General features: G+C 42.3%; 24 protein-coding genes. 16 read left to right on the plus strand and 8 right to left on the minus strand.

The window, feature by feature from the left end; translation table 11 throughout:
- Nucleotides 1-3: 3 nt before the first annotated feature.
- The 4 genes from THMIRH_RS10500 to THMIRH_RS10515 all read left to right on the plus strand — a co-directional run bounded on the left by THMIRH_RS10500 (nucleotide 4) and on the right by THMIRH_RS10515 (nucleotide 4905).
- Nucleotides 4-1113, plus strand: coding sequence for an acyltransferase family protein (locus THMIRH_RS10500; protein ID WP_173292041.1), 1110 nt, complete (start codon nucleotides 4-6; stop codon nucleotides 1111-1113).
- A 79-nt stretch (nucleotides 1114-1192) separates the two neighbouring features.
- Nucleotides 1193-2506 carry a flippase gene (locus THMIRH_RS10505; RefSeq protein ID WP_173292042.1) on the plus strand — a complete coding sequence of 438 codons (1314 nt, stop codon included), beginning with the start codon at nucleotides 1193-1195 and terminating at the stop codon, nucleotides 2504-2506.
- Between the two features lie 33 nt (nucleotides 2507-2539).
- A complete protein-coding gene (locus THMIRH_RS10510; protein ID WP_173292043.1) occupies nucleotides 2540-3808 on the plus strand; it encodes a glycosyltransferase family protein in 1269 nt (422 codons plus the stop codon).
- Nucleotides 3808-4905 carry a DUF1972 domain-containing protein gene (locus tag THMIRH_RS10515; protein WP_173292044.1) on the plus strand — a complete coding sequence of 366 codons (1098 nt, stop codon included), beginning with the start codon at nucleotides 3808-3810 and terminating at the stop codon, nucleotides 4903-4905. The genes THMIRH_RS10510 and THMIRH_RS10515 overlap by 1 nt, the downstream gene beginning before the upstream one ends.
- A gap of 20 nt (nucleotides 4906-4925) precedes the next feature.
- Here THMIRH_RS10515 and THMIRH_RS10520 read toward each other — a convergent pair whose 3' ends face one another.
- On the minus strand, nucleotides 4926-6293 hold the full coding sequence (locus THMIRH_RS10520) for an undecaprenyl-phosphate glucose phosphotransferase (RefSeq protein WP_173292045.1): 1368 nt from the start codon (nucleotides 6291-6293) through the stop codon (nucleotides 4926-4928).
- A 62-nt stretch (nucleotides 6294-6355) separates the two neighbouring features.
- A complete protein-coding gene (gene glmS, locus THMIRH_RS10525) occupies nucleotides 6356-8209 on the minus strand; it encodes a glutamine--fructose-6-phosphate transaminase (isomerizing) (RefSeq protein WP_173292046.1) in 1854 nt (617 codons plus the stop codon).
- 197 nt (nucleotides 8210-8406) lie between these two features.
- Here glmS and metH point away from each other — a divergent pair, with 197 nt between their 5' ends.
- The 5 genes from metH to THMIRH_RS10550 all read left to right on the plus strand — a co-directional run bounded on the left by metH (nucleotide 8407) and on the right by THMIRH_RS10550 (nucleotide 15060).
- A complete protein-coding gene (metH, locus tag THMIRH_RS10530; protein WP_173292047.1) occupies nucleotides 8407-12117 on the plus strand; it encodes a methionine synthase in 3711 nt (1236 codons plus the stop codon).
- Nucleotides 12118-12725: 608 nt separating this feature from the next.
- A complete protein-coding gene (locus THMIRH_RS10535; protein WP_173292048.1) occupies nucleotides 12726-13145 on the plus strand; it encodes a nucleotidyltransferase substrate binding protein in 420 nt (139 codons plus the stop codon).
- A gap of 2 nt (nucleotides 13146-13147) precedes the next feature.
- Entirely contained in the window at nucleotides 13148-13444 is a 297-nt protein-coding gene (locus THMIRH_RS10540) for a nucleotidyltransferase family protein (RefSeq protein WP_173292049.1), read from the plus strand.
- A 593-nt stretch (nucleotides 13445-14037) separates the two neighbouring features.
- Nucleotides 14038-14529, plus strand: coding sequence for a YeeE/YedE family protein (locus THMIRH_RS10545; RefSeq protein WP_173292050.1), 492 nt, complete (start codon nucleotides 14038-14040; stop codon nucleotides 14527-14529).
- 15 nt (nucleotides 14530-14544) lie between these two features.
- Nucleotides 14545-15060 carry a YeeE/YedE thiosulfate transporter family protein gene (locus tag THMIRH_RS10550; RefSeq protein WP_173292051.1) on the plus strand — a complete coding sequence of 172 codons (516 nt, stop codon included), beginning with the start codon at nucleotides 14545-14547 and terminating at the stop codon, nucleotides 15058-15060.
- A gap of 27 nt (nucleotides 15061-15087) precedes the next feature.
- Here the strand turns inward: THMIRH_RS10550 and THMIRH_RS10555 are convergent, their stop codons facing one another.
- Entirely contained in the window at nucleotides 15088-15273 is a 186-nt protein-coding gene (locus THMIRH_RS10555; protein WP_173292052.1) for a hypothetical protein, read from the minus strand.
- A 135-nt stretch (nucleotides 15274-15408) separates the two neighbouring features.
- Here THMIRH_RS10555 and typA point away from each other — a divergent pair, with 135 nt between their 5' ends.
- From typA to THMIRH_RS10585, 6 genes are all read left to right on the plus strand, one after another.
- Nucleotides 15409-17235, plus strand: coding sequence for a translational GTPase TypA (gene typA / locus THMIRH_RS10560; protein WP_173292053.1), 1827 nt, complete (start codon nucleotides 15409-15411; stop codon nucleotides 17233-17235).
- Nucleotides 17236-17378: 143 nt separating this feature from the next.
- Nucleotides 17379-18347, plus strand: coding sequence for a prolyl aminopeptidase (pip, locus tag THMIRH_RS10565; RefSeq protein WP_173292054.1), 969 nt, complete (start codon nucleotides 17379-17381; stop codon nucleotides 18345-18347).
- Between the two features lie 150 nt (nucleotides 18348-18497).
- Nucleotides 18498-20585, plus strand: coding sequence for an EAL domain-containing protein (locus THMIRH_RS10570; RefSeq protein ID WP_243831446.1), 2088 nt, complete (start codon nucleotides 18498-18500; stop codon nucleotides 20583-20585).
- Between the two features lie 35 nt (nucleotides 20586-20620).
- Complete coding sequence (locus THMIRH_RS10575) at nucleotides 20621-20965, plus strand: Hpt domain-containing protein (RefSeq protein WP_173292055.1); 345 nt, start codon at nucleotides 20621-20623, stop codon at nucleotides 20963-20965.
- 76 nt (nucleotides 20966-21041) lie between these two features.
- On the plus strand, nucleotides 21042-21653 hold the full coding sequence (locus THMIRH_RS10580; RefSeq protein ID WP_173292056.1) for a hypothetical protein: 612 nt from the start codon (nucleotides 21042-21044) through the stop codon (nucleotides 21651-21653).
- On the plus strand, nucleotides 21653-22321 hold the full coding sequence (locus THMIRH_RS10585) for a hypothetical protein (protein WP_173292057.1): 669 nt from the start codon (nucleotides 21653-21655) through the stop codon (nucleotides 22319-22321). Before THMIRH_RS10580 ends, THMIRH_RS10585 begins: the two co-directional genes overlap by 1 nt.
- 92 nt (nucleotides 22322-22413) lie before the next feature.
- On the opposite strand, the gene moaC is transcribed toward THMIRH_RS10585, so the two are convergent.
- From moaC to moaA, 5 genes are all read right to left on the minus strand, one after another.
- Nucleotides 22414-22896, minus strand: a complete 483-nt coding sequence (moaC, locus tag THMIRH_RS10590) for a cyclic pyranopterin monophosphate synthase MoaC (protein WP_173292058.1) — start codon at nucleotides 22894-22896, stop codon at nucleotides 22414-22416.
- A gap of 3 nt (nucleotides 22897-22899) precedes the next feature.
- Nucleotides 22900-24120 carry a molybdopterin molybdotransferase MoeA gene (locus tag THMIRH_RS10595; protein ID WP_173292059.1) on the minus strand — a complete coding sequence of 407 codons (1221 nt, stop codon included), beginning with the start codon at nucleotides 24118-24120 and terminating at the stop codon, nucleotides 22900-22902.
- Nucleotides 24121-24191: 71 nt separating this feature from the next.
- Complete coding sequence (gene moaE / locus THMIRH_RS10600) at nucleotides 24192-24656, minus strand: molybdopterin synthase catalytic subunit MoaE (RefSeq protein WP_173292060.1); 465 nt, start codon at nucleotides 24654-24656, stop codon at nucleotides 24192-24194.
- Nucleotides 24657-24659: 3 nt separating this feature from the next.
- Nucleotides 24660-24908: a molybdopterin converting factor subunit 1 gene (gene moaD, locus THMIRH_RS10605; RefSeq protein ID WP_173292061.1), complete on the minus strand. Its 249-nt coding sequence runs from the start codon at nucleotides 24906-24908 to the stop codon at nucleotides 24660-24662.
- A gap of 22 nt (nucleotides 24909-24930) precedes the next feature.
- Nucleotides 24931-25926 carry a GTP 3',8-cyclase MoaA gene (gene moaA / locus THMIRH_RS10610; protein ID WP_173292062.1) on the minus strand — a complete coding sequence of 332 codons (996 nt, stop codon included), beginning with the start codon at nucleotides 25924-25926 and terminating at the stop codon, nucleotides 24931-24933.
- A 31-nt stretch (nucleotides 25927-25957) separates the two neighbouring features.
- Between moaA and THMIRH_RS12090 the strand changes: the two genes are divergently transcribed.
- The gene (locus THMIRH_RS12090; protein ID WP_207710568.1) at nucleotides 25958-26140 is read left to right on the plus strand and encodes a hypothetical protein; all 183 of its coding nucleotides are present in this window, start codon (nucleotides 25958-25960) and stop codon (nucleotides 26138-26140) included.
- The last annotated feature ends 2 nt before the right edge of the window (nucleotides 26141-26142 follow it).

The raw sequence follows: 26142 nt of genomic DNA on the forward strand, positions 1-26142 counted from the left end.
ATTGTGGCTTTAAAAACAGCCACCTACTTACAAAAGCATGCACTATTTACGATAAATCTTCCAATCGGTGAACCTCAACGCAAAACTAACATTGACGGATTAAGAGGTTTTCTGGCTTTAGGTGTTTTTTATCATCACTTTATCATCACTTATCACTGGAAGCTCACAGGACAGTGGGTAGCACCCGCACAAAACTTTTTTAACAACATCGGTCAAGTAAGTGTAGCCCTTTTTTTTATGATTACAGGCTACCTTTTTATTGGCCGTATGTTAAAAAACAAACTGACATGGAGAGCTTTCTTTTTGTCTCGTTTGTTTAGAATTATGCCGTTATATTTATTTATGATTACCCTAATGACATGGTTAATTCTTTTTCATAGCAACTTTTTGCTTACCGATGGCGTAATTCTTTTGTTAAAAGAAATTGGCCTTTGGCCTATATTTCAGCAACCTAGTATCAATGGATTTGAACATACCATGCAAGTAACTGCTGGGGTTACTTGGACATTAAAATACGAATGGATTTTTTATTTAGCACTTCCTATTATTGGGTTACTCTTGAGTCATAAGATAAGTATTTGGATATTGCTACTTAGTGTACTAATCCTTGCTCACAACCCCAAAGAAATTTACATAACTGAACCCATCCAATTTAATACTTTCTTTTTTATTTTATTTTTAATTGGTGGTTTTGGCACACACATAGAAATCAAGTATAAAAACATTAAACCAAACTTAATTCGTCTGTTAAGTTATGGCGGAATACTTTCAATAATATTGGTTCTATTTTTCTTTACGAATTCCTATGGAGTTCCTCAAGCATTTTTAATTGGCGTGTTTTTTTTAAGTATTTTATTGGGCAATAATCTCTTCGGGCTTTTGCATCATCGCGCCTCAATCATATTAGGAGAAATGAGCTATAGCATCTACTTAGTTCATGGCCTTGTTTTGTATGTGCTATTCTCGATATTTTTTAATGATTTTATCAAGATAGACGCCAACTCCTATCTGACAACCATGCCCTTTGTAGGACTATTGATACTTTTAATCTCGTCTTTAACTTATAAACATATAGAAAAACCCATGATTGAGGTGGGTAGAAAACTCCGTTAAAGCTTAATTTAATGATAATTTTTTATAAAAATACAATGCCTAATAGCGCATTTAAATCAACTTAAGAGTCGTCACACTATTGCATTCAACTAAAACAAAAGTTGCTTTAAATCTTTCAAGTACTGCCTTGCCTATGGCGTTTGGCTTATACGTTATTCCACTATTAATCGATGGGATAGGTCTTGAACGATTTGGCATGTTATCTATCGCGTGGATGCTTGTAGGCTACTTTGGTCTTCTGGATATGGGACTGGGCAGAGCTCTTACACAAAAAATTGCACAAAGAATTGGAAGCAATAATACCGACAATATTAAACCTTTAGTATGGAAAACCTTAGGGTATATTTTCTTGTTTGGGTTGGTTGGTGCATCCATTTTGGCTGCATCAGCTCATTGGCTTGTTTATGACTTACTCAATCTGTCAGAAAATCTTCAATCAGAGACTTTGCAGGGTATCTACTGGTTGGCTCTAACCATTCCTTTCGTCATAGTTTCGACTGGTTTATTTGGCGTTTTAGAAGGACAACAACACTTTGGTTGGACTGCTCTAATAAGGGCTCCACTGGGTATATTGATGTTTTTAGCGCCTTTCATCACAATGCATTACACCGACTCACTATCTTGGATATTGGCGTCTTTATTTATCGTCAGGTTTTTTATTTGGATGCTACTAATCGTAACAACCATTAAAACATTGAATCCCTATTCTGGTTGGCACCTTAATAAAAATGAAATTAAGTCACTATTTGTATTTGGTGGCTGGGTCAGTATCAGCAACATCATCAGCCCTTTAATGGTTTACTTTGATCGCTTTTATATCGGTGCAGTTTTATCGGTTGCCGTTGTTGCCTTTTATACAACCCCGTTCGACCTTCTCACTAAAGCTTTAATTATTCCATTTGCATTAGTAGGCGTCATGTTTGCAACCTTTGCAACCGACTGGCAAAGTCATCAAGATAAAGTCATACATCAGTTTAAAATTTCAATCCTGATTATTTCAGCTTTTATGCTTCCTTTCAGTGTAGCTACTTTTATTTTTGCTGAAGAAGGCCTAACACTTTGGATAGGTAGTGAATTTGCCAGCCAAAGTTATTTGTTGGTTAAATGGCTTTCTGTCGGTATTTTTATCAATGCCATAGCCATGATTCCATTTGCCTTTATCCAAGCAATCGGGAAAGCGGATATTACTGCAAAATTGCATCTCATAGAATTGCCTATCTATGCTGCCTTACTCTGGACTTTGGTTGAAAACTTTGGGCTGATTGGCGCTCCCATGGCTTGGGTTATTAGAGTTAGCATTGACACTTTAATTTTAATGATTTTATCCTTATACCTAATGAATAAATTTCCCATTAAATTTTTAAACCAAGACTCTTTGATAGAGTCGAAATGATGAAATCATTACACTGAAAAGGCGGCATTACTGTTGAAATTCTTTCTTATATATAAAGGTGACTATGGAACGGGACTTAAAGGTCCTGAAATGCGCTATATTGGATTAGGAAATGCCTTATCACAAAAAGGGCATGAAATTTATATTGCGGTTAACAGAAACACACAAAATTCACCATTAAATCGATTAAATTTCATCCCTCTTAACAAGCCTCTCAAACTGCTGAAAACGATCTTCGAGAGCGATGTGATCGTCCTTCATGGCGGTGGTCCACTTATCTTACTTCTTTCTATTATTTCAGTATTTTTTGGAAAAAAAGTGATATTGGACAACTATGTTCCCCATTGGATTGAACTTGATGAAGTCATGAATAACTCCAAGCCTTCTATAAAGTTACTTATTAAATCCCAATTCAATGTCTTCAGAAGTTTATTAGGTCTTTTTAGTTTTGATTTCGTCATCGTTGCAAACCAAAGACAACAGGATTTGCTTCGTGGAATGATCGCGCCCTTCTCTCGTACTTTTGATTTTAATAAAATTAAAGTGATTCCCTTTGGCTGTCAACCTTACAATCCACTCCCTAAATCTGATGGCGTTAGCCTTTTAAATTCTATTGCAACTACTCAAACCCCTCTTACCAGTAATGAGTTTTTAATCGGGTGGCTGGGAGGCACCTATGGTTGGTTTAACTTAAATAGTGTCATGTCTGCGTTATCAGAAGCCTTTGAAAAAAATTCTCAAATTAAATTGGTGTTTTTTGGGGTATCTGTGGAACAGCAAATAGACATACTAAGCAAGCTCCCTAACACGGTTCACCATCAAATTATTTTTTTACCTTGGGTTCCTTTTAAAGATCGTTTAGATTATTGGTCAGCATTTGACCTTTCACTGGTTTGGGGTGGAGAAGGATACGAGAATGATTATGCCTCTAGGACAAGAAATTTTGATTGTTTAAGTCTAAAACTTCCCATCATCCAAAACCAAGACGGTGAATGGGGCCCTAGACTGACACAGACACAAACCGGTTTAGTGACAAATATTGAAAATCTCGCTAAAGATGTTTTATATTTAAGCAGACATCCTGAAGCCTTAACTCAAATGAAAAAGAATCTTGAGCTTTTAGCACCTTCCTTTTATTGGGACGAATTTGCAAACAAACTTTTAGAGTCTGAAAAATATTCAAGGTTTCATCCAATAAAGGGGTTCATCCACCTTGTAGCTTTATTGGCAATCATTCCAACGATCTCTATATTTTTCTTTTACGAAATCTTGACCCATTTACTTATGATAAAGAGAACCTAATGCATTTAATTATTACCGGCATCAGGGGAATCCCTGCTTCTCATGGTGGCTTTGAGACCTTTGCTGAAAATCTAGCTTTGTATTTGGTCGAGCAAGGTTGGAAGGTTACTGTCTATTGCCAAGTTAAGCATAAAGACTACCCTCATTTAACTGAATCTAACTGGAAGGGCATTCACCTTATTCATATCCCGATTAAAGGGGAAGGCGCTCTTTCGACCATTAAATTTGACTGGGCAACCGTCAATCATGCTAAGAATCAAATAGGAACAATCCTAACATTAGGTTATAACACGGCCATCTTTAACCTTGCTTTTCGTTTTAACAAAAAAACTAATCTCATAAATATGGATGGAATCGAGTGGAAAAGAGACAAATGGCGCTGGTATGAAAAGGCATGGTTGTTCCTAAATGAAATAGCTGGGTGCCACATTGGTAACCATTTAATTGCCGATCATCCAGAAATACAAAAACATCTCGAAACTCGAGTTAATGCCTCAAAAATAACCATGATACCTTATGGGGCAAGAAAGGTTACAAGCGCTAATATAGATTTGCTAAAACCGTTTGACCTAAAACCTCAAAAATATGCAATTGTTATTGCCAGACCGGAACCTGAAAATAGTATTTTAGAAATCGTAAAGGCGTTCTCAAACAAAAGTCGTCCAGTTAAACTGGTTATTCTTGGCGGATATAACCCGAAAAACCCATATCACAATGAAGTACTACAAGCCGCAAATCATGATGTGATATTTGTTGGTGCAATCTATGACCACAACATCTTAGATGCTTTAAGATTTCATGCCATGCTTTATATTCACGGACATACCGTTGGAGGCACTAACCCCTCTTTAATTGAAGCTTTAGGTGCAGCGCAACCAGTATTAGCTCATAACAATCGATTTAACCGCTGGGTTGCAGGTAGTCAAAATGAATACTTCAATGACATTGACGAATGCGAACAAAAACTAGATAAAATTATCAACAGCCCAGATAAAAGAACTGAAATGTCTGAATCCAGCGAAGAAAGATTCAACACTTTATTTACTTGGGCGAATATCTTAGAAGCTTATGCAGAAGTTATCAAAGCCAACAGTTAACAATGAAAAGCGGGGATGAATCAGTAAGCATTTTTATCAAAAAAACCCTTAACAAGGGTTAAAAAAATGATTTTTAAATCCATTAATAAGCTCCAGTTATTAATGTAATATAAATCAAACTCGATTCTCTTCTCCATTTTATCAAGCGTTTTGGTCTCTCCTCTCCAACCATTAACCTGGGCCCAGCCAGTAATACCAGGCTTTACCGAATGGCGTTGCATATACTTTGGAACAATTTTTCTGTAATGCTCATTATGAGCAGATGCATGGGGTCGCGGACCAACAATGGACATCTTTCCTTGTAGCACATTGATAAACTGAGGTAATTCATCCAGACTGGTTTTTCTCATAAAAGCACCAAACCGAGTGACTCGAGCATCGTTTTGTGTGGCTTGAAGAATAACATCACCGTTATCCTGAGATATCATGCTTCTGAACTTATAAATATTAATTTCCTTACCGTTAATTCCGTATCGTTTTTGTTTAAATATAATGGGGCCTTGAGAAGTCAGCTTAACCCCTAGCGCTAAAACCACTAAGATAGGGGAAATCAAGACAAGAATACACACTGATAAAATTATATCTTCAAGCCTTTTAATAATTTTTGCTAAATTAGAATTTAACGGTGAATCATAGACACTAATGACAGGGAGCCCTTTTAAATCTGTCCATCGGGCCTGAAGTAAGTCGAAACTAAATAAATCGGGAATAAACTTAACGACAAGTGTGCTATTACTCAATAAGTTCAGCAGTTGTTGGATTTCTGACTCAGCCTTTAAGGGTAAACAAATGTATATTTCAGCAAACGAATTTTTATTACAAGCTTGCTCCAAATCCTTTAATTCACCAAGCATCTGAAACTCATTGCCCTTATATTCATCATCAAAGAACCCTGCAACTTTGTAACCTAACCATGGGTTATCATTGATAACTTTTGCAAGTTCTCTTCCTGAACGAGTCACCCCTATTATCGCAACCATTTTATAATTAGCGCTTTGATAAAAATACTGCCTTAAACTAACTCTGATAAGCCAACGATAACTGATTAAAAAGAAAGGAACCGTCAGTCCCCATAAAGTCAAAACAACCCTTGAAAAATTCTCCGACTCTTTTAACAAAAACATTAAAACAATCAAAATGAACCAAGCAACAACCCATCCATTAAATATAAGGCTCGCGATGGAAATTAATGTGCTTGTTTGCGAATTTTTATAAAGCCCAAACAATTCAGATAACAAAACAAATAGCCCGCTGCCCAACACGCCTAAAATTAAATAGGATGTTGAAAAAGGAATGCCATAAACATGAGCTATTAGAATTAACGCAGTTATAGAAAGTGACAGATCTAGAAAACGTTGTAGCATCGAAATATTGGTGGAATAGTTCATGAGATCAATTCTTTATTTTAAGTTGTAATGAAAGATAACGATTGAACCCCCCGGCCCTCAAACTATTCAACTGTTACTGACTTTGCCAAGTTCCGAGGCTGATCGACATCTGTCCCTTTTATTAGCGCAACATGATAACTTAATAACTGCAACGCAATATTGAAGGTAATGGGCGCGGTTATGCGCCCAACATTTGTGGTTGTTTTGACCACTCTAAACCCTGACTCTGAACTGATATTAGACATTTCATCTTCAAACACAATCATCTGCCCACCTCGGGCTTTGACCTCTTGCAGGTTAGATTTGAGCTTTTCCAACAAATCATCATGCGGCGCTATCGCAATGACTGGAATGTTTTCGTCAATCAAGGCTAAAGGGCCATGCTTAAGTTCACCGGCAGGATAGGCTTCAGCATGAATATAACTAATCTCTTTGAGCTTAAGGGCACCTTCCATTGCGATTGGATACATGGTGCCACGCCCCAAGAATAAGGCATTTTGCTTGTCGGCAAAGGATTGGGCAATTTCTTTAATTGTATCTTCGTGTGCCAATGCATTTTTAACCAGGCCTGGTAGTTTTTGCAGGCCTTTAACGATAATTGTTTCTCGCTTGACGGACATCATCTTTTTGACTTTGCCAACAGAAGTCATTAGTAAAGCCAAAGCCACTAACTGCGTGGTAAAGGCCTTGGTTGAAGCGACACCGATTTCGGGACCCGCATGAGTCAAGAAGGTTAAGTCTGACTCACGGGTTAGACTAGACTCTGCCACATTGCAGATGGTCAGCGTTGGAATATTCTTTTTTGATTTCAGTTTTTTGACTTGCTGTAAAGCGGCCAATGTATCTGCTGTTTCGCCCGACTGGCTAATCGTAACAAACAAGGTATTGTTTTGAATAACGGGATTGCGATAGCGGTATTCACTGGCTACCTCAACCTGACAAGGCATGCCTATAATATCCTCAAACCAATAACGCGCAACCATGCCTGAGTGATAACTCGTGCCACACGCAATGATTTGGACTCTCTCAATAGACTCGAACAAGGCTTCAGCTTGATGCCCAAAACTGGAAACCAATACATGCTCTTGCGTAATGCGTCCTTCTAAGGTGTCGATAACGGCTTGCGGTTGCTCAAAAATTTCTTTGTGCATGTAATGGCGATGTTCGCCCAATTCCACCGAGGAAGCTTTTAAACTGGACTGTTTAATGGGGCGTTCAACGGACTTGAGCTGTGAATCGAAAATTTCACAGGTGCTGCGGGTTAATCTGGCAAAATCGCCCTCTTCCAAAAAGATAAAGCTTTGAGTCACCGGCAACAATGCTGACACATCGGAAGCAATAAAATATTCGCCAATACCGACACCTACCACTAGTGGACTGCCTTTGCGCGCCACCACCAAAGTATCTGCTTGAGTAATAGACAAAACGCCTAAGGCATAAGCCCCTTCAAAGTTTTGGGTCGCATTAAACACCGCTTTAAGTAAGTCAGGCTCGCTTTCTAGGTGCTTGTGAATACAATGAGCAACCACTTCGGTATCGGTTTCAGAGGTAAAGCGGTAACCTAATGCAAGCTGTTGAGCTTTTAGAATTTGGTAATTTTCGATAATGCCATTGTGAACCACAGCCACTTTGTTATTACAAATGTGTGGATGCGCATTATTTTCAGCAGGCACACCATGCGTAGCCCAGCGAGTGTGGGCTATTCCAACTTGGCCGCTAATGGGTTCAGCATCGATTGCAATTTTAGATTCTAGTTGATTTATCTTACCTAGAGCACGAACGCGCTGAATATTTGCTGCGGCATCTAAAACAGCAATTCCTGATGAGTCATAACCGCGGTATTCAAGACGGCGCAGCCCTTCTAGCAAAATAGGAACAATATTTCTCTCAGCAACGCCGCCTACAATTCCACACATACCGAAAAAATCCATTTAAAAATTTAATAGAAAAGTATAACAAGACCATCACATAATTACTGAATTTTTAAATCTCTTGAAACCTACAAAACTCACCAAGATTATGGCAAAAAAAACTACTCAATGCATCTCATAAGACTAATCGATTGTTAATCAGTTAAAATAGCGCCTTTAAAATTAAAGATAAGTTTTCAAACATGTTAAACAGAGCCGAACGACTAGCCCGCTTAAAAGCCTTATTAAATGAACGCGTTGTAATTTTAGACGGCGCCATGGGTACGATGATTCAAGATTTGCACCTCTCCGAAGAAGATTTTAGAGGGGAGCGTTTTGCCGATTACCACATGGATATTAAAGGCAACAACGACATCCTGGCCATGACCAAACCTGAGGTCATTCGCGACATTCACTTGGCGTTTTTGCGGGCTGGGGCAGACATTATTGAAACCAACTCGTTTAACGCCACCACCATTGCACAGGCTGATTACGATATGCAGGCAGTGGTTAGCGAACTCAACCTAGCCTGCGCTAAAGTGGCGCGCGAAGCCTGTGACCTTGCCGAACAAGAAGATGGCAGGCTGCGTTTTGTAGCCGGTATTTTAGGCCCAACCAACCGCACCGCCTCGATTTCACCCGATGTTAACGACCCAGGTTATCGCAACACCTCATTTGACGAACTTGTTATCGCCTACAAACAAGCCGCGCATGCCCTGTTAGAAGGCGGTGTGGACACCATTTTAATTGAAACCATTTTTGATACGCTCAATGCCAAAGCGGCGATTTTTGCGGTTAAAGAAGTGGAAGATGAAGTGGGTTACGAAGTGCCAATTATGCTCTCAGGCACCATTACCGATGCTTCTGGGCGCACGCTGTCAGGTCAGACCACTGAAGCCTTTTATAATGCCGTGGCGCACGCTCAGCCACTTTCAGTGGGCTTAAACTGCGCTTTAGGCCCTGAAGAATTGCGCCCCTATGTGCAAGAGTTAAGCCGCGTTTGCGAAACTTTTGTATCCATTCACCCAAATGCCGGTTTGCCGAATGAGTTTGGCGAATACGATGAAACGCCCGAACAAATGGCCAAAGAAATTAGCCATTGGGCGGAACATGGTTGGATAAACATTATCGGCGGTTGTTGCGGCACCACGCCTGATCACGTTAAAGCCATGGCTGAAGCGGCTCAAAAACATCCGCGTCGCGCCTTACCCAAAATCAAACCCGCTTGCCGTTTATCAGGGTTAGAGCCACTCAATATTGACGAAAAAACCCTGTTTGTGAATGTGGGCGAGCGCAATAATGTCACCGGTTCTGCGCTTTTTAAACGCCTAATCATTGAAGACAACTATGACGAAGCCATTGACATTGCCGTAAAGCAGGTGCAAGACGGCGCGCAAGTGATTGACGTCAATATGGACGAAGGGATGTTGGATGCCAAAGCCTGTATGGTGCGTTTTTTAAATCTCCTGGCCTCCGAACCTGAAGCCTCGCGCGTGCCAATCATGATTGATTCGTCTAAGTTTGAAGTGATTGAAGCGGGTCTAAAATGTATTCAAGGCAAAGGCATCGTTAACTCCATCTCGCTCAAAGAAGGTGAAGAAGCCTTTATTCACCATGCCAAACTGGTTAAAAAATATGGCGCGGCTGCCATTGTCATGGCATTTGACGAGGCGGGTCAAGCCGACACTTTGGCACGCAAAATTGAAATCTGTCAACGCTCTTATGATGTGCTAACCCAAAAAGTTGGCTTTTTACCACAAGACATTATTTTTGACCCCAATATTTTCGCCGTCGCCACCGGTATCGAAGAACACAATAACTATGGTTTGGACTTTATCAATGCGGTCACTTGGATTAAAGCCAACTTGCCCTATGCCAAAATTTCTGGCGGCGTGTCGAATGTGTCTTTCTCGTTCCGCGGCAACAACCCAGTGCGTGAAGCCATTCACTCGGTATTTTTGTACTATGCCATCAAAGAAGGCATGGACATGGGGATTGTCAATGCCGGGCAAATGGCGATTTATGACGACCTGCCCGAAAAACTGCGCTTGGCAGTCGAAGATGTCATTTTAAACAAAGACCCAGAAGCCGGCGAACGCCTATTAGAAGTGGCCGCCGAATTCCGTGGAGATGGCACGACTGCCAGCAAAGAAGCAGACACCTTATGGCGTGAACAGTCGGTTGAAGCGCGTTTAGCACACGCTTTGGTCAAGGGTATTACCGACTTTATTGAGGTAGACACCGAAGAAGCCTATCAAAAATCTGGCTCGGCTTTGCAAGTGATTGAAGGGCCTTTGATGGACGGCATGAATGTGGTCGGCGACCTGTTTGGCTCGGGCAAAATGTTCTTGCCACAAGTGGTTAAATCGGCGCGTGTTATGAAGCGTGCCGTGGCTTACCTAGATCCTTATTTGCTAGCCCAAAAAGCCGAAGGTCAAGCCAATGGCAAAATAGTCATGGCCACCGTAAAAGGCGATGTACACGACATCGGCAAAAACATTGTTGGTGTGGTGTTGCAGTGCAATAACTTTGAAGTAATCGACTTGGGCGTGATGGTGCCCGCAGAAAAAATTCTAGACACCGCAATTGCCGAAGGCGCGAATGTGATTGGGCTTTCGGGATTGATTACGCCGTCACTCGAAGAAATGGTGAATGTTGCCAAACTGATGAAAGAGCGCGGCATGAATCTACCGCTGTTAATTGGTGGCGCCACCACCTCTAAAGCCCATACCGCCGTTAAAATTGAACCGCAATATGACCATCCTGTGGTCTATGTTAAAGATGCTTCGCGTGCGGTCGGCGTGGCGCAAAGTTTGATTTCTAATGATTTGAAAGCAGACTTTGCTGCCAAAATTAAAGCTGAATACATTCAAGTGCGCGAAGAACGCAAAGCGCGTGCCCAACAAGTCAAGCGTATTCCCATTACCAAAGCACGCGAAAACCCGTCTTTAAATGACCAGGCCTGGTTAAATTACACCCCGAAAAAGCCAACTTTTATCGGTAATAAAGTCTTAGATAACTTCCCGCTGGAAAAACTGGTGGAACGTTTTGACTGGTCGCCTTTCTTCCAGTCTTGGGAATTGCACGGTTTATTCCCGCGTATTTTGGATGACGAAGTGGTCGGTGAGCAAGCCAAAATGGTTTATGCCGATGCGCAAGTCATGCTCAAACAAATTATTGATGAGCAATGGCTCACTGCCAAAGCGGTGTATGGTTTTTACCCCGCCAATCGCGTAGGCGACGATGTTGAAGTCTATACAGACGAAACGCGCACCCAAGTGTATAAAACCTTACATCAACTGCGTCAACAGGCCGAGAAAAAACGCGGCGGTGCTAATAATTGTTTGTCAGATTTTATTGCCCCTAAAGAGTCGGGCATTGCCGACTACATTGGTTTATTTGCAGTTACCGCCGGCATTGGCATTGATGAACATGTCGCGCGCTTTGAAGCAGACCACGATGACTATCGCTCAATCATGCTTAAAGCTTTGGCCGACCGTTTTGCGGAGGCCTTTGCCGAAACCTTGCATGAGATGGTGCGTAAAGAAAGCTGGGGCTATGCTGCGGATGAAGTACTGACCAACGAAGATTTAATTCGCGAGCGTTATCAAGGCATTCGCCCAGCACCTGGCTATCCAGCCAACCCAGACCACACTGAAAAAGGCACGATTTGGGAAATTTTAAAACCCGATGAAACCATCGGGCTACATATTACCGAAAGTTTTGCGATGACACCCACCGCAGCGGTCTCTGGCTTGTATTTTGCACATCCAGAGTCGCGTTATTTTGGGGTGGGTTCTTTGGGACGCGACCAAGTAGAAGACTATGCGCACCGTAAAGGCTGGACTGTTGCCAAAGCCGAACAATGGTTAGCGCCCAACTTGGGATACGATCCAGAAGACTTTGCGCAATAAACAAGCATCGTGTATTGATGAAAACAGGCTAAAGCCTGCGCCCCAGTCATTCTGATGATGAAATTTAAGGGGCGAAGACTTTAGCCTTCTAGGGTTGAGCACCGAATCTTGGATAAGATCCAGAAGACTTTGCGCAGTCGACAAGCATCGTGTATGGATGAAAGCAGGCTAAAGCCTGCGCCCCGGTCATTCTGATTATGAAATTTAAAGGGGCGAAGGCTTTAGCCTTCTTGAGTTTAGCGCCCAATCTTGGATACGGATCCATAAGACTTTGCGCAATAGACAAGCATGATGTATTGATGAAAGCAGGCTTAAGCCTGCGCCCCAGTCATTCTGAATATGAAACTTAAAAGGGGCGAAGGCTTTAGCCTTCTCGGGTTGGTTGCACAATCTAGGGTACGACCCAGAAGACTATGCGCAATCGACAAGCATCGTGTATTGATAAAAGCAGGCTAAAGCCTGCGCCCCGGTCATTTTGGTTATGAAATTTAAAGGGGCGAAGGCTTTAGCCTTCTTGGGTTTAACGCACAATCTAGGGTACGACCCAGAAGACTTTGCGCAATCGACAAGCATCGTGTATTGTCATTCTGAATAATCGAGGTGAGCAAATGGATAACAAACTTGATTTCACAGCCTTAGAAAAAGCCATTGCTAGACTTGATGAAAGCCTAAAAGTGGTTGATGAATTCAGTACGACCGAATCTTCACCCCTACTTCGCACATTAATTTCTGGTGTCGTGCAACACTTTGAGTTTACCTATGAACTTAGCTGGAAGTTTATTAAACGTTGGCTGGGTGAAAATTTAGGCAAAAGCCAAGTCGATGGATTATCACGCCAAGCACTATTTCGTTTAGCGGCAGAATATCAATTAATAGAATCCGTTGAAAACTGGATGCTATTTCATCGTGCTCGCAATGAAACCAGCCACACCTACAATGAAAATACCGCCGAAGAAGTTTTTCAAATTGCCATTAAATTCTTACCTGAAGCAACCAAACTCCTTGGTGCTTTAAAATCGAAAGGTTGAAAATGCTTCAACTTAACGAGCAACAGCGCCAGCAAGTCATTAATTTAGTCAGCAGCACTCTCTCTGAGCCGCATGAAATCTATGCTTATGGATCCCGAACTAAAGGCCAAGCAAGAACCTATTCGGATTTAGATCTATTGGTTAGAGCCCAACAAAAACTTCCTATTGAAACCCTTTTCAAACTTAAAGATGCATTTGAATTTTCAGAATTACCTTTTAGGGTAGATATTCAAGATTGGTATGCGATGGATGATGGCTTTAAAGCAAATATCGAAAGCTCTTTAATTCAAATTGCTTAGTCGTGAAAATTTAATTTTACTCTGACCCCAATTACGCTTATGAAAGCAGGCTAAAGCCTGCGCCCCAGTCATTCTGAATATGAAACTTAAAAGGGGCGAAGGCTTTAGCCTTCTTGGGTTTAACGCACAATCTAGGGTACGACCCAGAAGACTTTGCGCAATCGACAAGCGTCGTGTATTTACAAAGGCAGGCTAAAGCCTGCGCCCCAGCTTCACCGGTGACAGGTGAATTGCGTAACTTGGCAGAAAGTCTGCACCCCAAGAATGACAAGATTAACCACCTTTCAAAACTTGTCACATTTGCGTACACCCTAGATTTATTAATAGCTAGAGACCTTTGTACGAGTGAGGTGCGAGGAAAAATTGAGATAAAATTTGCCTGATTGAGGCGAAAAATGCAGAGAATAGCTCGCTATTCGCAAGTTTTTCAACAAAAAGCAGGTGAATTTTAGCCATTTTTTACCGTGCCTTGACTCGTGCAAAGGTCTCTATCTATATAAATTAATCTTATGCCTATCAAAAAAGGGTTGTTTTGACAAAAACACTGCCCACCCTAAAATAGTCCTTAAATAATAGAATTTAAGGGTCATTTTATGAGTATTGAAATTTGGGCCGGATGGTTCGCGGGCCTTTGTATTGGTCTGTTTGTCATTCTACACTTTTGGGTCATGGGCAAACCTGCGGGCTGTTCAACGGGTTACGGTAATTTTTGCGGCTTAATCACCAAAAAAGTTTCTTACTTCCACACGGGTGAATATCGCGACATCAACAACCCTAAGCTGTGGTTTTTGATTGGCATTCCGTTGGGCGGCCTGATCAGCGCCTTAATGTCGCCAGAACCTTGGCATCTATCTTTTGATTTTGGTATGTACAATCAAATTCTGCCCCAAACAGATGCCGGTAAAGCGATTTGGCTGATGTTTGGCGGAGCCATGTTAGGGTTTGGCGCACGCTTAGCCGGCGCTTGTACAACGGGTCATGCTTTAGTGGGGGGCGCTATGATGAATCCGCCTAGCCTGCTGGCAGGTGCGGTGTTTTTTATGAGTGCTTTTGTGACCACTCGTTTATTATTTGATGCCTTTTAAGCATTAGGATTGATTATGTTTGAATTTCCATTTTTAAAAAACTTTAAGCTGATTCTGATTTCATTCAACTTTGCTTACCGTACCCATGTATTGGCACTTTTGATGGGCGCTTTGTTTGGTTTTTTAATGAGTCGTGCAGGTGCAACCACCTATGACTTTCACGCCCAGATGTTTTTATTTATCGATTTTCAATTAATGGAAGTGATTGGAACAGCAGTGATCGTGGCAATGATTGGCGTTTTGTTATTAAAAAGATTTCATGTCAACGCACTTTCAACAGGTTGCGAGGTCGATTTTGTTAAAAAACCCTATCAAGCCGGTTTAGTGACTGGGGCATTTATTTTTGGAATCGGCTGGGCCATGACCGCTTCTTGCCCGGGAACCATTCCGGCGATGCTGGGGGAAGGTAAAATGGGCGCTGTTTTCGCACTCATAGGCATAGTGGGAGGCACCATGGCTTATGGCGTATTACAAAGTTTTGTCACGCACACCAAGCAAAGCGCCCCACCTTCTAAAGATAACAACTGTTAGCACCCATCCTTGGCGCTCTGATTAAATTTAGTAATCTTGCCAAGGTTCGTCCACCGCTTCTGGCTGAATTTTCACGCCACAAGCGGTTTCTTCATATTCTTCCTCATCGACTTCGTCCTCGTCAGACTCCTCATCCCAATCGTCCATTTCCATGGGATCTTCTTCTCCGTAAGACCAGTCATCGTTATTAAAATTATTTGAATATCGACTCATTCAACAATCCTTTTTTGTACATTTTGTTAAGAATTTTTATTGGGTAGCAAACTTATTGAAAATTCACAACTTTTTTCCATTGCCATCACCAAATACATTATAATGCGCCCTTTTTAAATCATTAGAGATTCTTGGATGAAAACCGATCATATCCGCAATATTGCAATCATTGCCCACGTTGACCATGGTAAAACTACACTGGTTGACCAACTTTTAAAACAATCAGGGACTTTCGACAATGTTCGTAAAGAAACCACTGAGCGTATGATGGACTCTAATGATCTTGAAAAAGAACGCGGAATCACCATCCTTGCTAAAAACACTGCGGTTGACTGGAACGGTTACCGTATCAACATCGTTGATACACCCGGCCACGCCGACTTTGGTGGTGAAGTAGAGCGTATTTTATCAATGGTTGACTCAGTTTTGCTACTGGTAGATTCCGTTGATGGCCCTATGCCACAAACGCGTTTCGTAACTGAAAAAGCCCTTAAGCGCGGCTTAAAGCCAATCGTTGTTATCAACAAAGTTGACCGCCCTTCTGCGCGTCCTGACTGGGTTCTAGACCAAACTTTTGATTTGTTTGACCGTTTAGGTGCAACCGATGAACAAATGGACTTCCAAGTTATTTACGCGTCTGGCTTAAGTGGCTATGCTGGTTTAGACAGCAGTGTTCGTGAAGGAACGATGGATCCCATCTTCCAAATGGTTGTAGACAAAGTGCCTTCTCCTGATGTTGATTTGGCCGGTCCTTTCCAATTACAGTGTATCGCTTTAGATTATGACAACTACAAAGGTGTTATCGGAACAGGTCGTATCACGCGTGGTGCTGCTCAAGCAGGTATGACGGTTAGCGTCGTGGGTGCAGACGGTAAAGTTCGTCGCGGTAAGATTGCTGAAATTTTTGGTTACCTAGGTCTAGAAAAATACAATGTGGATGAGGCGCATGCCGGTGACATCGTGGCTTTCTCTGGTTTAGATCCATTAAACATTTCTGACACCTTGTGTGACCCTAACCACCCAGAAGCGCTTCCACCTTTAGTGGTTGACCGCCCAACGGTGAGCATGACTTTCCAAGTTAACGACTCTCCATTTGTGGGTAAAGAAGGTAAGTTATTAACTTCTCGTCAAATCCGTGAGCGTTTAGATAAAGAATTACTCACCAATGTCGCGCTTAAAGTTGAAGAAACTGAAGATGCCAACAAATTCCGTGTTTCTGGTCGTGGTGAACTTCACTTGTCAGTATTGATTGAAAACATGCGTCGTGAAGGTTATGAAATGGGGATTTCTCGCCCTGAAGTTATCTTCCGTGAAGTGGATGGTGAAATTCACGAGCCTTACGAAAACCTGACCGTTGATGTTCCTGAAGAGTCTCAAGGGACGATCATGGAAAAACTAGGGATGCGTAAAGCCGAAATGCGTGACATGGTTATGGATGGTCACGGCCGTGTGCGTATCGACTTTATCATTCCATCGCGCGGCTTGATTGGCTTCCGTACTGAGTTCATGACCGCCACCCAAGGTGAAGGTTTAATCTTCTCTAGCTTCTCGCACTATGGTCCTAAATTTACAGGGACATTGGGCGAAAGACAAAACGGTGTATTGATTTCTAACGGTACAGGTAAAGCCCTAGCCTTCGCACTTTTCAACCTACAAGATCGTGGACGCATGTACATTGGTCACGGTGAAGAGATTTATGAAGGGATGATTATCGGCTTGCATTCTCGTTCAAACGACTTAACAGTTAACGGTTTGAAAGGTAAGCAACTGACTAACATGCGTGCTTCTGGTACAGACGAAGCCTTAACTTTAGTACCACCGATTCGTTTCACGCTAGAACAAGCCTTAGAGTTCATTGATGATGACGAGTTAGTTGAAGTCACACCAAAAAGCGTTCGTATCCGTAAAAAGTTGCTCACAGAACAAGATCGTAAAAGTGCTGGCCGTAAAAAGCAAGACTAAGCTCAAAAGCGCCTAAAAATGACCAGGCCTGGTTATTTTTAAGCCACAAAACCCTTAAAAGCGTGCCTTGTGCACGCTTTTTTATTTTCTGGCAGCTAAAATTCGCTAAAATTGATTTAACGAATTTTAAGGCCAAGCCTCATATGAAAACCATCGACACCCTTTTATTCCCGCACCTAGAGCCCTACAGCCAACATAGCTTACAGGTCGACTCTATTCATCATTTACATTTGGAAGAATGTGGCAACCCGCAAGGCATTCCTGTTTTATTTGTGCATGGTGGACCTGGCGGAGGTTATGGACCGATTCATCGTCGTTATTTTGACCCCAGCGTTTATCGCATCGTGCTATTTGATCAACGCGGTTGTGGGCGTTCGCGTCCCCATGCCTGCTTAACCAATAACACCACACCGCATTTAATTGAAGACATTGAAAAGATTCGCCGCCATTTGAATATTGAAAAATGGGTTTTATTTGGCGGCTCCTGGGGTTCAACCCTGTCTTTGCTGTATGCGCAAACTTATCCCGAGAGAGTTTTGGGTTTAATTTTGCGAGGCATATTCTTATGTCGTGATGAAGATGTTAACTGGTTTTACCAACAGGGTGCTGACCGATTTTTTCCAGATTATTGGCAAGATTTTATTGCGCCCATCCCCGAAGCAGAACGCACTCACATGATTAAATCCTATTATCAACGCTTAACGGGTGACAACGAAATTGCGCGCATGCAAGCCGCCGAAGCCTGGTCGATTTGGGAAGGCCGAACATCCACCCTTGAACTCGACAAAGACTTGGTGAATCATTTTGGCGACCCCATTCATGCTTTAGCAATGGCACGCATTGAATGCCACTACTTTGTGAATCATGCATTTATAGAACCCAATCAAATTTTAAAAAACGCTCAAGTCCTTAAAAAAATACCCACAACCATTGTGCAAGGTCGTTATGACATGGTGTGCCCTATTAATCAAGCGTTTGCCCTAAGCCAAGCTTTACCTAATGCCAACTTAGTCATTTGCGACCTATCCGGTCACTCAGCGATGGAAAGAGCAACCACTCAAGCCTTGGTTAAGGCAACCCAAGAATTTGCCGAATTATTCGACAACGCTTAACCACCACTTAACAAACCTTAAAAGTTGTCATTAATAATTACCCGACATCCGCTAAAAAAGAATCTATCCGCTTAGCGCATTGAAAAGATTGGTTTTTTGCACAAAAGGCTTTAAACTAACGTTCTAAATTTTTATTAGTAGGATTTTTTTGTGTCCAGTCTTCAAAGCCATTCAGCGGTTAAAATCCTTGTCATAGACGATGACATGGTGACACGCTTAACACTTACCAAAATCCTGCAAAAAACTGGCTATCAAGTCATTCAGGCTGAAAACGGCCAACTTGGTTTCAGTCGATTTTGCGAAGAGAAACCTGCCCTTATCCTAATGGATGTGATGATGCCCGTCATGGACGGCTATGCCGCCACACAAGCCATTCGCAACTACGAAACTGGCCAAGCGACCCCCATTATTATGCTAACCGCCTTAGAAGACATGGAATCCATTGATCATGCCTTTAACGCCGGCGCGACTGACTTTATAACCAAACCTATCAACTGGGGACTCTTGGGTCAAAGACTTAAATACGCCCTTAAAGCCTCCAAAACAGAAGAAGAACTTCGTTCCAGCCAAGTTCACCTTAACTATGCGTTGCGTTTGGCAAAACTGGGTTATTGGGAATGGGACGCAACTAAAGACTCCGTTAATGGCTCAAACTCAGCTTTTGAACTGATGGGCGTGCCGGCACAAGAAGATATGCCGATAGATATGTTCATCTCCAAAGTGGCTCCGAAAGATATGCCGCTACTGCAACAAGCCATTTCAGATGCCCAACGAGGCGAAAGTCATGTTCAGGTGAGCTTTAGGGTCATGCACCCTAACCAAAATTTACTGCACATCGACTGTTTAGGAGATGCCTCTTATGACAAAGAAGGCAAGCTCATCAAAATCACTGGCTCTGCACAGGATATCAGTCGCCTCCATAAAGCTGAGTCTATCATTGACTATCAGGCCAACCATGACAGCCTGACAGACCTTGCCAACCGTAGTTATTTTAATAAATACCTGCAGAACTTAATCGAAAGCAATGCTTCTGCGCAAATCAGTGCTTTATCGGCCACGATTGTTTTAGACATTGATCGTTTTAAAATCATCAATGACAACCTAGGTCAAAACAATGGCGACTTATTGCTGATGACGCTGGCCAATCGCCTGAAAAAAGTCACCCGTGAAGACGACTTTGTGGCGCGCTTAGGCAGTGATGAGTTTGCCATCGTCATTAAACACGCTCATAGCTTGGCGGAACTGAACTTATCTTTAAATCGCATTTTTAATGACTTATCTCGCCCTTATCTGATTGGCGACCAAGAGCTGTTTATCACCTTCAGTTTTGGGGTAGCGATAGTCCATCAAGACGGTAAAACCGCTAACCACCTATTGGCCAACGCCAATGTGGCGAGAGCGCAAGCCAAGGCGTTAGGTGGCAATCAATTCGCGCTTTACCAAAAAGATATGAATCAACAGGCTAAATCACAACTGCTCTTAGAAAATGATTTATACAAAGCCCTAGAGCGCAATGAAATTGAAGTTTATTTCCAGCCTCAAGTGGATGCCAAAACGCTAAAACCTTACGGTGCTGAGGCGCTGGTGCGCTGGAATCACGCTAAACAAGGCTTAATTTCACCGGTGCAATTTATTCCGATTGCGGAAAGTACTGGGCTCATCATTGAAATCGGACAATTCATCATTCGCAAAGCGGTTGAAGAAACTGAAAAATGGCACAAGATGGGCTACGACCATCTGCATATTGGGATTAACCTCTCAGGCAGACAGTTCGCCAATGACAACTTAATGGATGTCATCCAAAATGTGCTCTCGCACTCAACCTTGCCTGCAAAATTTTTAGATTTTGAAATCACCGAAAGTCTAGCCATGAGCAATGCTGACCACAATATTTCTGTACTCAAAGGTTTAAAGGCCTTAGGGGTTTCTTTATCCATAGATGACTTTGGTACAGGGTATTCTTCGTTAGCCTATCTACATAGCTTCCCCATAGACACCATCAAAATTGACCGCTCATTTATCATCAATTTAGAAACCACTCAGGGTCAAGCAATAGTAAACACCATTTTAGCCATGGCCAACAGCCTGGGCTTAGAAGTGGTGGCTGAAGGGATTGAGGATGACTTCCATGTCAGCTACTTACAATCTCGCAATTGCGATATTTTCCAAGGCTTTAAATTTGGCAAACCCATGACATCGACTGACTTTACCCGCTATCTTGCTGAAAACGCCAAATAACCCCATTCAAAAAAACGATAAAAAGGACACGCATTATGACAACGGCCGTCGACACTGACAATTTAGATATGCTAAGAGAAGTTATCGGTGATGATTTGAAAGAGATTTTGCAAAGCTTTATTGATATTGCGCCTGATGCCATGAAAAACATCAAAGCTGCCATCGCAACTGACAATGCTGCCAACCTAAGATTGCATGCGCATACCCTTAAAGGGAGTTCAGCCAATATTGGTGCCACAAGATTACCTAACCTTGCCCTAGCCCTAGAAAATGCCGGCAAAGCTGGACAAACTAAGGGCTTAGAAGCTGAGTTAGCTGCGGTAGAAAAAGAGAACCAAGAGGTTCTCAACTTTTTATTGAATTACATCAAGCAGTTTTAAATATTCAGCCTGATTCAAGTGTTGCCGGCTTGGCAACACTCTAAAATATTCGCATTTTCGAACACAGGAAACCACCATGCACTATCAAGTGACTGAGCAAGAGTTACACTCTGCTAAAACTCCACATCACATTTTCAACATCAATGTCATCATAACCCACTTGTTTTTTTCCATGATTGTTTTGGAAATCGGTCAAACGTTTGAACTGCTGTTAATCCCATTGGTTTCTAGTGCTGTCATTGCAATGCTGTACTTTAAAACCCAGAAAAAGATTAAAACAGAAAGCTGGTTTGTCGCCTCACATTGGATGTTGGCTTGGCGTCGAGGACGCATCTTGTTATTTAGCTATGGCGTCGCCATCAGCATGGTATTGATTTACCTTTTAATAGATACCATTTTCCCCGGTGGTTTTAGTATGAACGATTTTTCAACCGAAGGCACCAAAACCAACCTAGGTGAAATCATCACCATCCGCTTCTCAGCCGTGGTGATATTTGTTGCGGTACTCATCACCTTTATGCAAACCGGTATTTCAGTCTATGATGCCGGCAAAGGGATTCAAGACCCTAAAATTGCCAAACTTTTACCGCGTGATGAAAACTCAAACATTGAGTTAGGTGAAGGTTCTGATGAAGTAAAACACGATGGTGTCAAATCGATGAATGAATCCGGAAACGGTCAGTCTTAATGTCGCCAACAAAAGCCAAGCAGACTTCTTTGATGCAGTCTTTAAAAAAAATGCCGCCCTTTTTAATCGTACTTTTGGCAGGCATTGTTTTGTTTGTATTGATGTTGTGGATGTCACCCGACCGAACACCCACTCCAGAAGAGCAACTCCCCTGGAATGCGGTTGCTTTAGAGAATGGACAAGTCAAAGTGATTGGTTTAACTACTTTGGAAACCACTGCACTTCAAGCTCAGCGTTTTTATAAGGATGACATTACCGTCAAAATCTTTTCTAAAAAAGATGAGTCAGGCAAATCTGCTGAAGTGTTTTTTCCATCTATTCATATAGGCACGATTCATGCATCGATGGTGCTCAAGCTAAAGGTAGACCCAGACAAACTTCAAGCCATATATGACCGTGGTGTGAAAACCTCGATCAATGAATCGGGCAACCGCGAAGTCACCCCTTCACAAGAGGATGACTTGTTTCTTAAAAACCAACCTTTTACCCTGTTAACACTGATTCCGCGCAAGAGCTTATCAGAAGAAGCCATTCAAAAGCGTTTTGGTGCGCCACAACGCATCGTTAAAGAAAGTGATGGGCTTGATCATTGGTTTTATCCTAAAAAAGGCTTAGAACTCATTTTTGACCCCAAAGGACCTGAAGCCTTGCAGTACTACGCTATGTAATTATTTTGGCTCACCAAAATGCAAAAAAGCCTTGTTACTCGACCAGTAACAAGGCTTTTTTATTGTCTGTAAAAATTTCAAGACTGAGCGAATCAGCGCGTCCAATGACCGCTTTTACCGCCCACTTTTTCCAGCAATTTCACCTGATCAATCACCATTCCGCGATCCACGGCTTTACACATATCGTAAAGGGTTAAAGCGGCAATCGATGCGGCGGTTAAGGCTTCAATTTCAATCCCCGTTTGGCCAACCGTTTTGCAAGTGGCTAACACCTCAACCGAAGACTGCTCTAAATTAGGCGTCAACTCGACCTTAACAGAAGTAATCATCAAAGGGTGACACATGGGGATTAAATCTGGCGTACGCTTGGCAGCCATAATGCCCGCAATTCGCGCGGTAGCCATCACATCCCCTTTTTTGTGCTTACCTTCAACAATCATTGCGAGGGTTTCAGGTTGCATATAAATGGTTGCCGAGGCCGTGGCTTGTCTTTCGGTGTGGGCTTTTTGCCCCACATCAACCATACGCGCCTGACCTTTTTCATCCAAATGCGTTAAACCATTCTCTGCTGTCATAACCTACTCCTGAATCGGATTAAATGGATAAAAAGCAACCACATCGCCACGCTGAATAGCCGTGTCTTCCGGAATAACCACAAAACCATCTGCCCAGGTCGTCGAAGTTAACACCCCCGAACCCTGATTAGGGAAAATCTCGACCAAGGTTTTTTGATATTTATTCACCAAACGAGCCCGCGCAAATTCGCGTCTAAAACCTGGCTTAAGCCATTCAAAATCAGCTTCTAACCAAAGTGGTTTGGCTTTTAATTCATTGGCGCCCTGCATTTTCAGCAAGAATGGGCGCGCAAACAAATTAAAAGTGGCAAAGGCACTCACCGGATTACCCGGCAATCCAATAAATGGCGTTTGACCTATTTGACCATAAGCCAAGGGTTTACCTGGCTTCATTTTGACCGACCACATATCCAAAGAGCCTAACTGCTCTATCGCAGGCTTAATATGATCCTCTTCGCCAACAGAAACTCCGCCAGTCGTAATCACCACATCTGCAAGGCTTGCGGCCTTTTGCATCGCAGCCACTGTGGCCTCAAGGGTATCTTCAACTCGGCCTAAATCGATCCATTCAAATCCTAAGTTTTGAATCGCCCCAGTCAAGACGGCACGGTTCGCATTAAACACCTTACCAAACTCGGGTGCTTGACCTGGCTCTAATAATTCATCACCCGTGGTAAAAGTCGCAACCTTAATGGGTTCATACACCAACACTTCAGGCAAACCTATACTGCTGATTAAACCTAAATCTTGCGCACGAAGTTTTTGCCCTTGTTTTAAAATCACCGCATTTTCAGTAATATCTTCGCCAATCACACGGATATTTTGACCAGGCCTGGTTGTTTTTTCATTAATCTGGATGGTTTTTTGGCCGTTTTCTGAACTGGCAATTTCTTCGGTATGCTCCTGCATCACCACCAAGTTGGCACCCTCTGGAATGGGCGCTCCGGTAAAAATTCTGGCAACCGTTCCGGGTTTTAGCGGTTGACCTTTTTGCCCAGCGGCAATACGCTGACTCACTTCAAATACATTGTTATGCTCTAGGTCATAACTGTGTAACGCATAACCATCCATCATACTGTTGTCATAAGCGGGCACATTTACGGGTGAAATAATATCCTGCGCCAACACTCGACTAAAGGCTTCGCGCACCGCAATCTGAGTGGTTTTTTGGGTAACCTGTGCCTTACTTAATAAATAAAATAACGCTTCATCAAAAGTTTTCATGGGACTTCCTAAAAAAAATCCCCGCAAAACGGGGAAATGACAGTTAAATCGGTTGTTTGTTGGTGACTATTTTAATCTTTTAGCCAACGAGAATGCGCATCTTTATCTGAAACTCTGGCATCCACCCATCGCTCTGAGCCATCGGGCAGGGTTTCTTTTTTCCAAAAAGGCGCATTGGTTTTTAAATAATCCATAATAAAGTGGGCGGCTAAAAAAGCGTTTTCTCGGTGCTTTGAGGTCACCGCCACCAACACAATTTGATCTTGCGGGTACATTTTGCCAACCCGATGAATAATCAAACTGTTTTGTAATTCCCAACGCTGATGCGCTTCTAGGCGAATTTTCTCAAGCGCTTTTTCGGTCATGTTCGGATAATGCTCTAATTCTAAAATAGATACATCATCCCCCTCATTGATATCTCTTACTGTACCAACAAAACTCACCACCGCGCCCACATCTTTGTAGGCTTCACGGAGTTGTTTGATTTCGGTCGACAAATCAAAATCTTCTGTTTGAATTTTAATTTGGGGAAACATGAATCAGCCGCCGGTCACCGGTGGGAAAAATGCAATTTCGTCACCCGCTTTAATCTGAGCGTGACGATGAGTAATGTCATGGTTTAGCGCAATTTGTAGATTTTGATTTTCAAGTAACGCTTCTCGCCAAGATTCACCACGCGCCCCTAAGGCTTCTAATAAACCCTGAATGGTGCCGTGCTCAGCAGGCAATGACTCTTGTGATTGACCCAATACTTCTCTAAAGCTGGCAAAATATAAAACCTCAATCATCTTCTCTTCCTTGTACTTTGGGTTAACCACCCAGTGAAACCATTTGTCTAAATTCAATATTGTGAACATTCTCGTTAAAGAAATGCTTCTCTGGCTTTTTAAGCATGGCATCTACAATGAGTTGCTGTAATTCTTCATCTGATATACCCGCTCTTAAAGGGGTGCGTAAATCAACCGAATCTTCTTGACCCAAACACAAGGCTAAAACTCCTCTTGCCGTTAAACGCACACGATTACAAGTTTCGCAGAAATGTTGCGATACGGCAGAGATAACGCCTATACGGGTATTGGTACCTGCAATCACAAAATTACGCGAAGGACCGTCGTGTGTCTTGCCCTGTGAAGGGATTAAATCTTGGCCAACATGAGCTCTAACGCGCGCCAGAATCTTTTCCGCTGCATAGTGCTGATTCATCATCGATACGCCAGCAGGACCGATGGGCATGGTTTCGATAAAGCGCACCTCAACACCTTTTTCTAGTCCATAATCCACCATGGCTTCAATTTCATCATCATTGGTGCCTTTCATGACCACCATATTAAACTTGATGGGGGTCATACCCACTTCAAGGGCACGGTCAACACCGGCCAGAACCTTAGATAAATCTCCGCCACGCGTGATGTTTTTAAAGCGTTCTGGTTTTAGGGAATCAATCGATATATTGGCGCGAGTAATGCCCGCTTCTTTAAGGGCTAAAGCTTCTCTTGCCAAGTGATGAGCATTAGTCGATAAGGCGATGTCTTGTAAGCCTTCAAATTCATTAATTTGGGCAATCAAGGTCGGCAAATTTTTTCTGACCAGTGGCTCACCGCCTGTTATACGAACCTTGGTCACGCCTAAGTTGACAAAGGCTTTAATGATGCGCGCTAGTTCATCATAAGATAAATATTCGGTATGCTCACCTTCAGGGTGCACACCTTGTTCGGGCATACAGTATCCACAACGGTAATTACATTTATCCGTGACAGAAACCCTGACATATTCAATTTTACGATTAAATGGATCGATTAAAGCCATGTTAATGTCCTAAGTTTGAGTTTGTCCCACCATGAAGCGTTATAGCTTAGCGGGAATAACGGTGTATTTTACGGAGTTAGTTTTAAAAAAACAAGCTGATATTAGCAAAGACTTAACTAAAGGCTTTCAAAAACATGACTTTATAAAAATGAAGCCATCAATTAAAAAAATGGACAAAAAAAAGCCCGCACAAGGCGGGCTATTTTCAAACTAGGC

The organism is Thiosulfativibrio zosterae (genome assembly GCF_011398155.1).
Classification (GTDB): domain Bacteria; phylum Pseudomonadota; class Gammaproteobacteria; order Thiomicrospirales; family Thiomicrospiraceae; genus Thiosulfativibrio; species Thiosulfativibrio zosterae.

Excerpts from the sequence above, each read along its gene's own strand:
- THMIRH_RS10585 (WP_173292057.1), top strand. The coding sequence starts at position 21,653 with ATGTCGCCAACAAAAGCCAAGCAGACTTCTTTGATGCAGTCTTTAAAA.
- THMIRH_RS10535 (WP_173292048.1), top strand. The coding sequence starts at position 12,726 with ATGGATAACAAACTTGATTTCACAGCCTTAGAAAAAGCCATTGCTAGA.
- THMIRH_RS10520 (WP_173292045.1), bottom strand. The coding sequence starts at position 6,293 with ATGAACTATTCCACCAATATTTCGATGCTACAACGTTTTCTAGATCTG.
- glmS (WP_173292046.1), bottom strand. The coding sequence starts at position 8,209 with ATGTGTGGAATTGTAGGCGGCGTTGCTGAGAGAAATATTGTTCCTATT.
- moaD (WP_173292061.1), bottom strand. The coding sequence starts at position 24,908 with ATGATTGAGGTTTTATATTTTGCCAGCTTTAGAGAAGTATTGGGTCAA.
- THMIRH_RS10540 (WP_173292049.1), top strand. The coding sequence starts at position 13,148 with ATGCTTCAACTTAACGAGCAACAGCGCCAGCAAGTCATTAATTTAGTC.
- moaE (WP_173292060.1), bottom strand. The coding sequence starts at position 24,656 with ATGTTTCCCCAAATTAAAATTCAAACAGAAGATTTTGATTTGTCGACC.
- moaC (WP_173292058.1), bottom strand. The coding sequence starts at position 22,896 with ATGACAGCAGAGAATGGTTTAACGCATTTGGATGAAAAAGGTCAGGCG.
- THMIRH_RS10575 (WP_173292055.1), top strand. The coding sequence starts at position 20,621 with ATGACAACGGCCGTCGACACTGACAATTTAGATATGCTAAGAGAAGTT.
- moaA (WP_173292062.1), bottom strand. The coding sequence starts at position 25,926 with ATGGCTTTAATCGATCCATTTAATCGTAAAATTGAATATGTCAGGGTT.
- THMIRH_RS10555 (WP_173292052.1), bottom strand. The coding sequence starts at position 15,273 with ATGAGTCGATATTCAAATAATTTTAATAACGATGACTGGTCTTACGGA.
- pip (WP_173292054.1), top strand. The coding sequence starts at position 17,379 with ATGAAAACCATCGACACCCTTTTATTCCCGCACCTAGAGCCCTACAGC.
- THMIRH_RS10595 (WP_173292059.1), bottom strand. The coding sequence starts at position 24,120 with ATGAAAACTTTTGATGAAGCGTTATTTTATTTATTAAGTAAGGCACAG.
- THMIRH_RS12090 (WP_207710568.1), top strand. The coding sequence starts at position 25,958 with ATGAAGCGTTATAGCTTAGCGGGAATAACGGTGTATTTTACGGAGTTA.
- THMIRH_RS10580 (WP_173292056.1), top strand. The coding sequence starts at position 21,042 with ATGCACTATCAAGTGACTGAGCAAGAGTTACACTCTGCTAAAACTCCA.
- typA (WP_173292053.1), top strand. The coding sequence starts at position 15,409 with ATGAAAACCGATCATATCCGCAATATTGCAATCATTGCCCACGTTGAC.
- THMIRH_RS10545 (WP_173292050.1), top strand. The coding sequence starts at position 14,038 with ATGAGTATTGAAATTTGGGCCGGATGGTTCGCGGGCCTTTGTATTGGT.
- THMIRH_RS10550 (WP_173292051.1), top strand. The coding sequence starts at position 14,545 with ATGTTTGAATTTCCATTTTTAAAAAACTTTAAGCTGATTCTGATTTCA.
- metH (WP_173292047.1), top strand. The coding sequence starts at position 8,407 with ATGTTAAACAGAGCCGAACGACTAGCCCGCTTAAAAGCCTTATTAAAT.
- THMIRH_RS10515 (WP_173292044.1), top strand. The coding sequence starts at position 3,808 with ATGCATTTAATTATTACCGGCATCAGGGGAATCCCTGCTTCTCATGGT.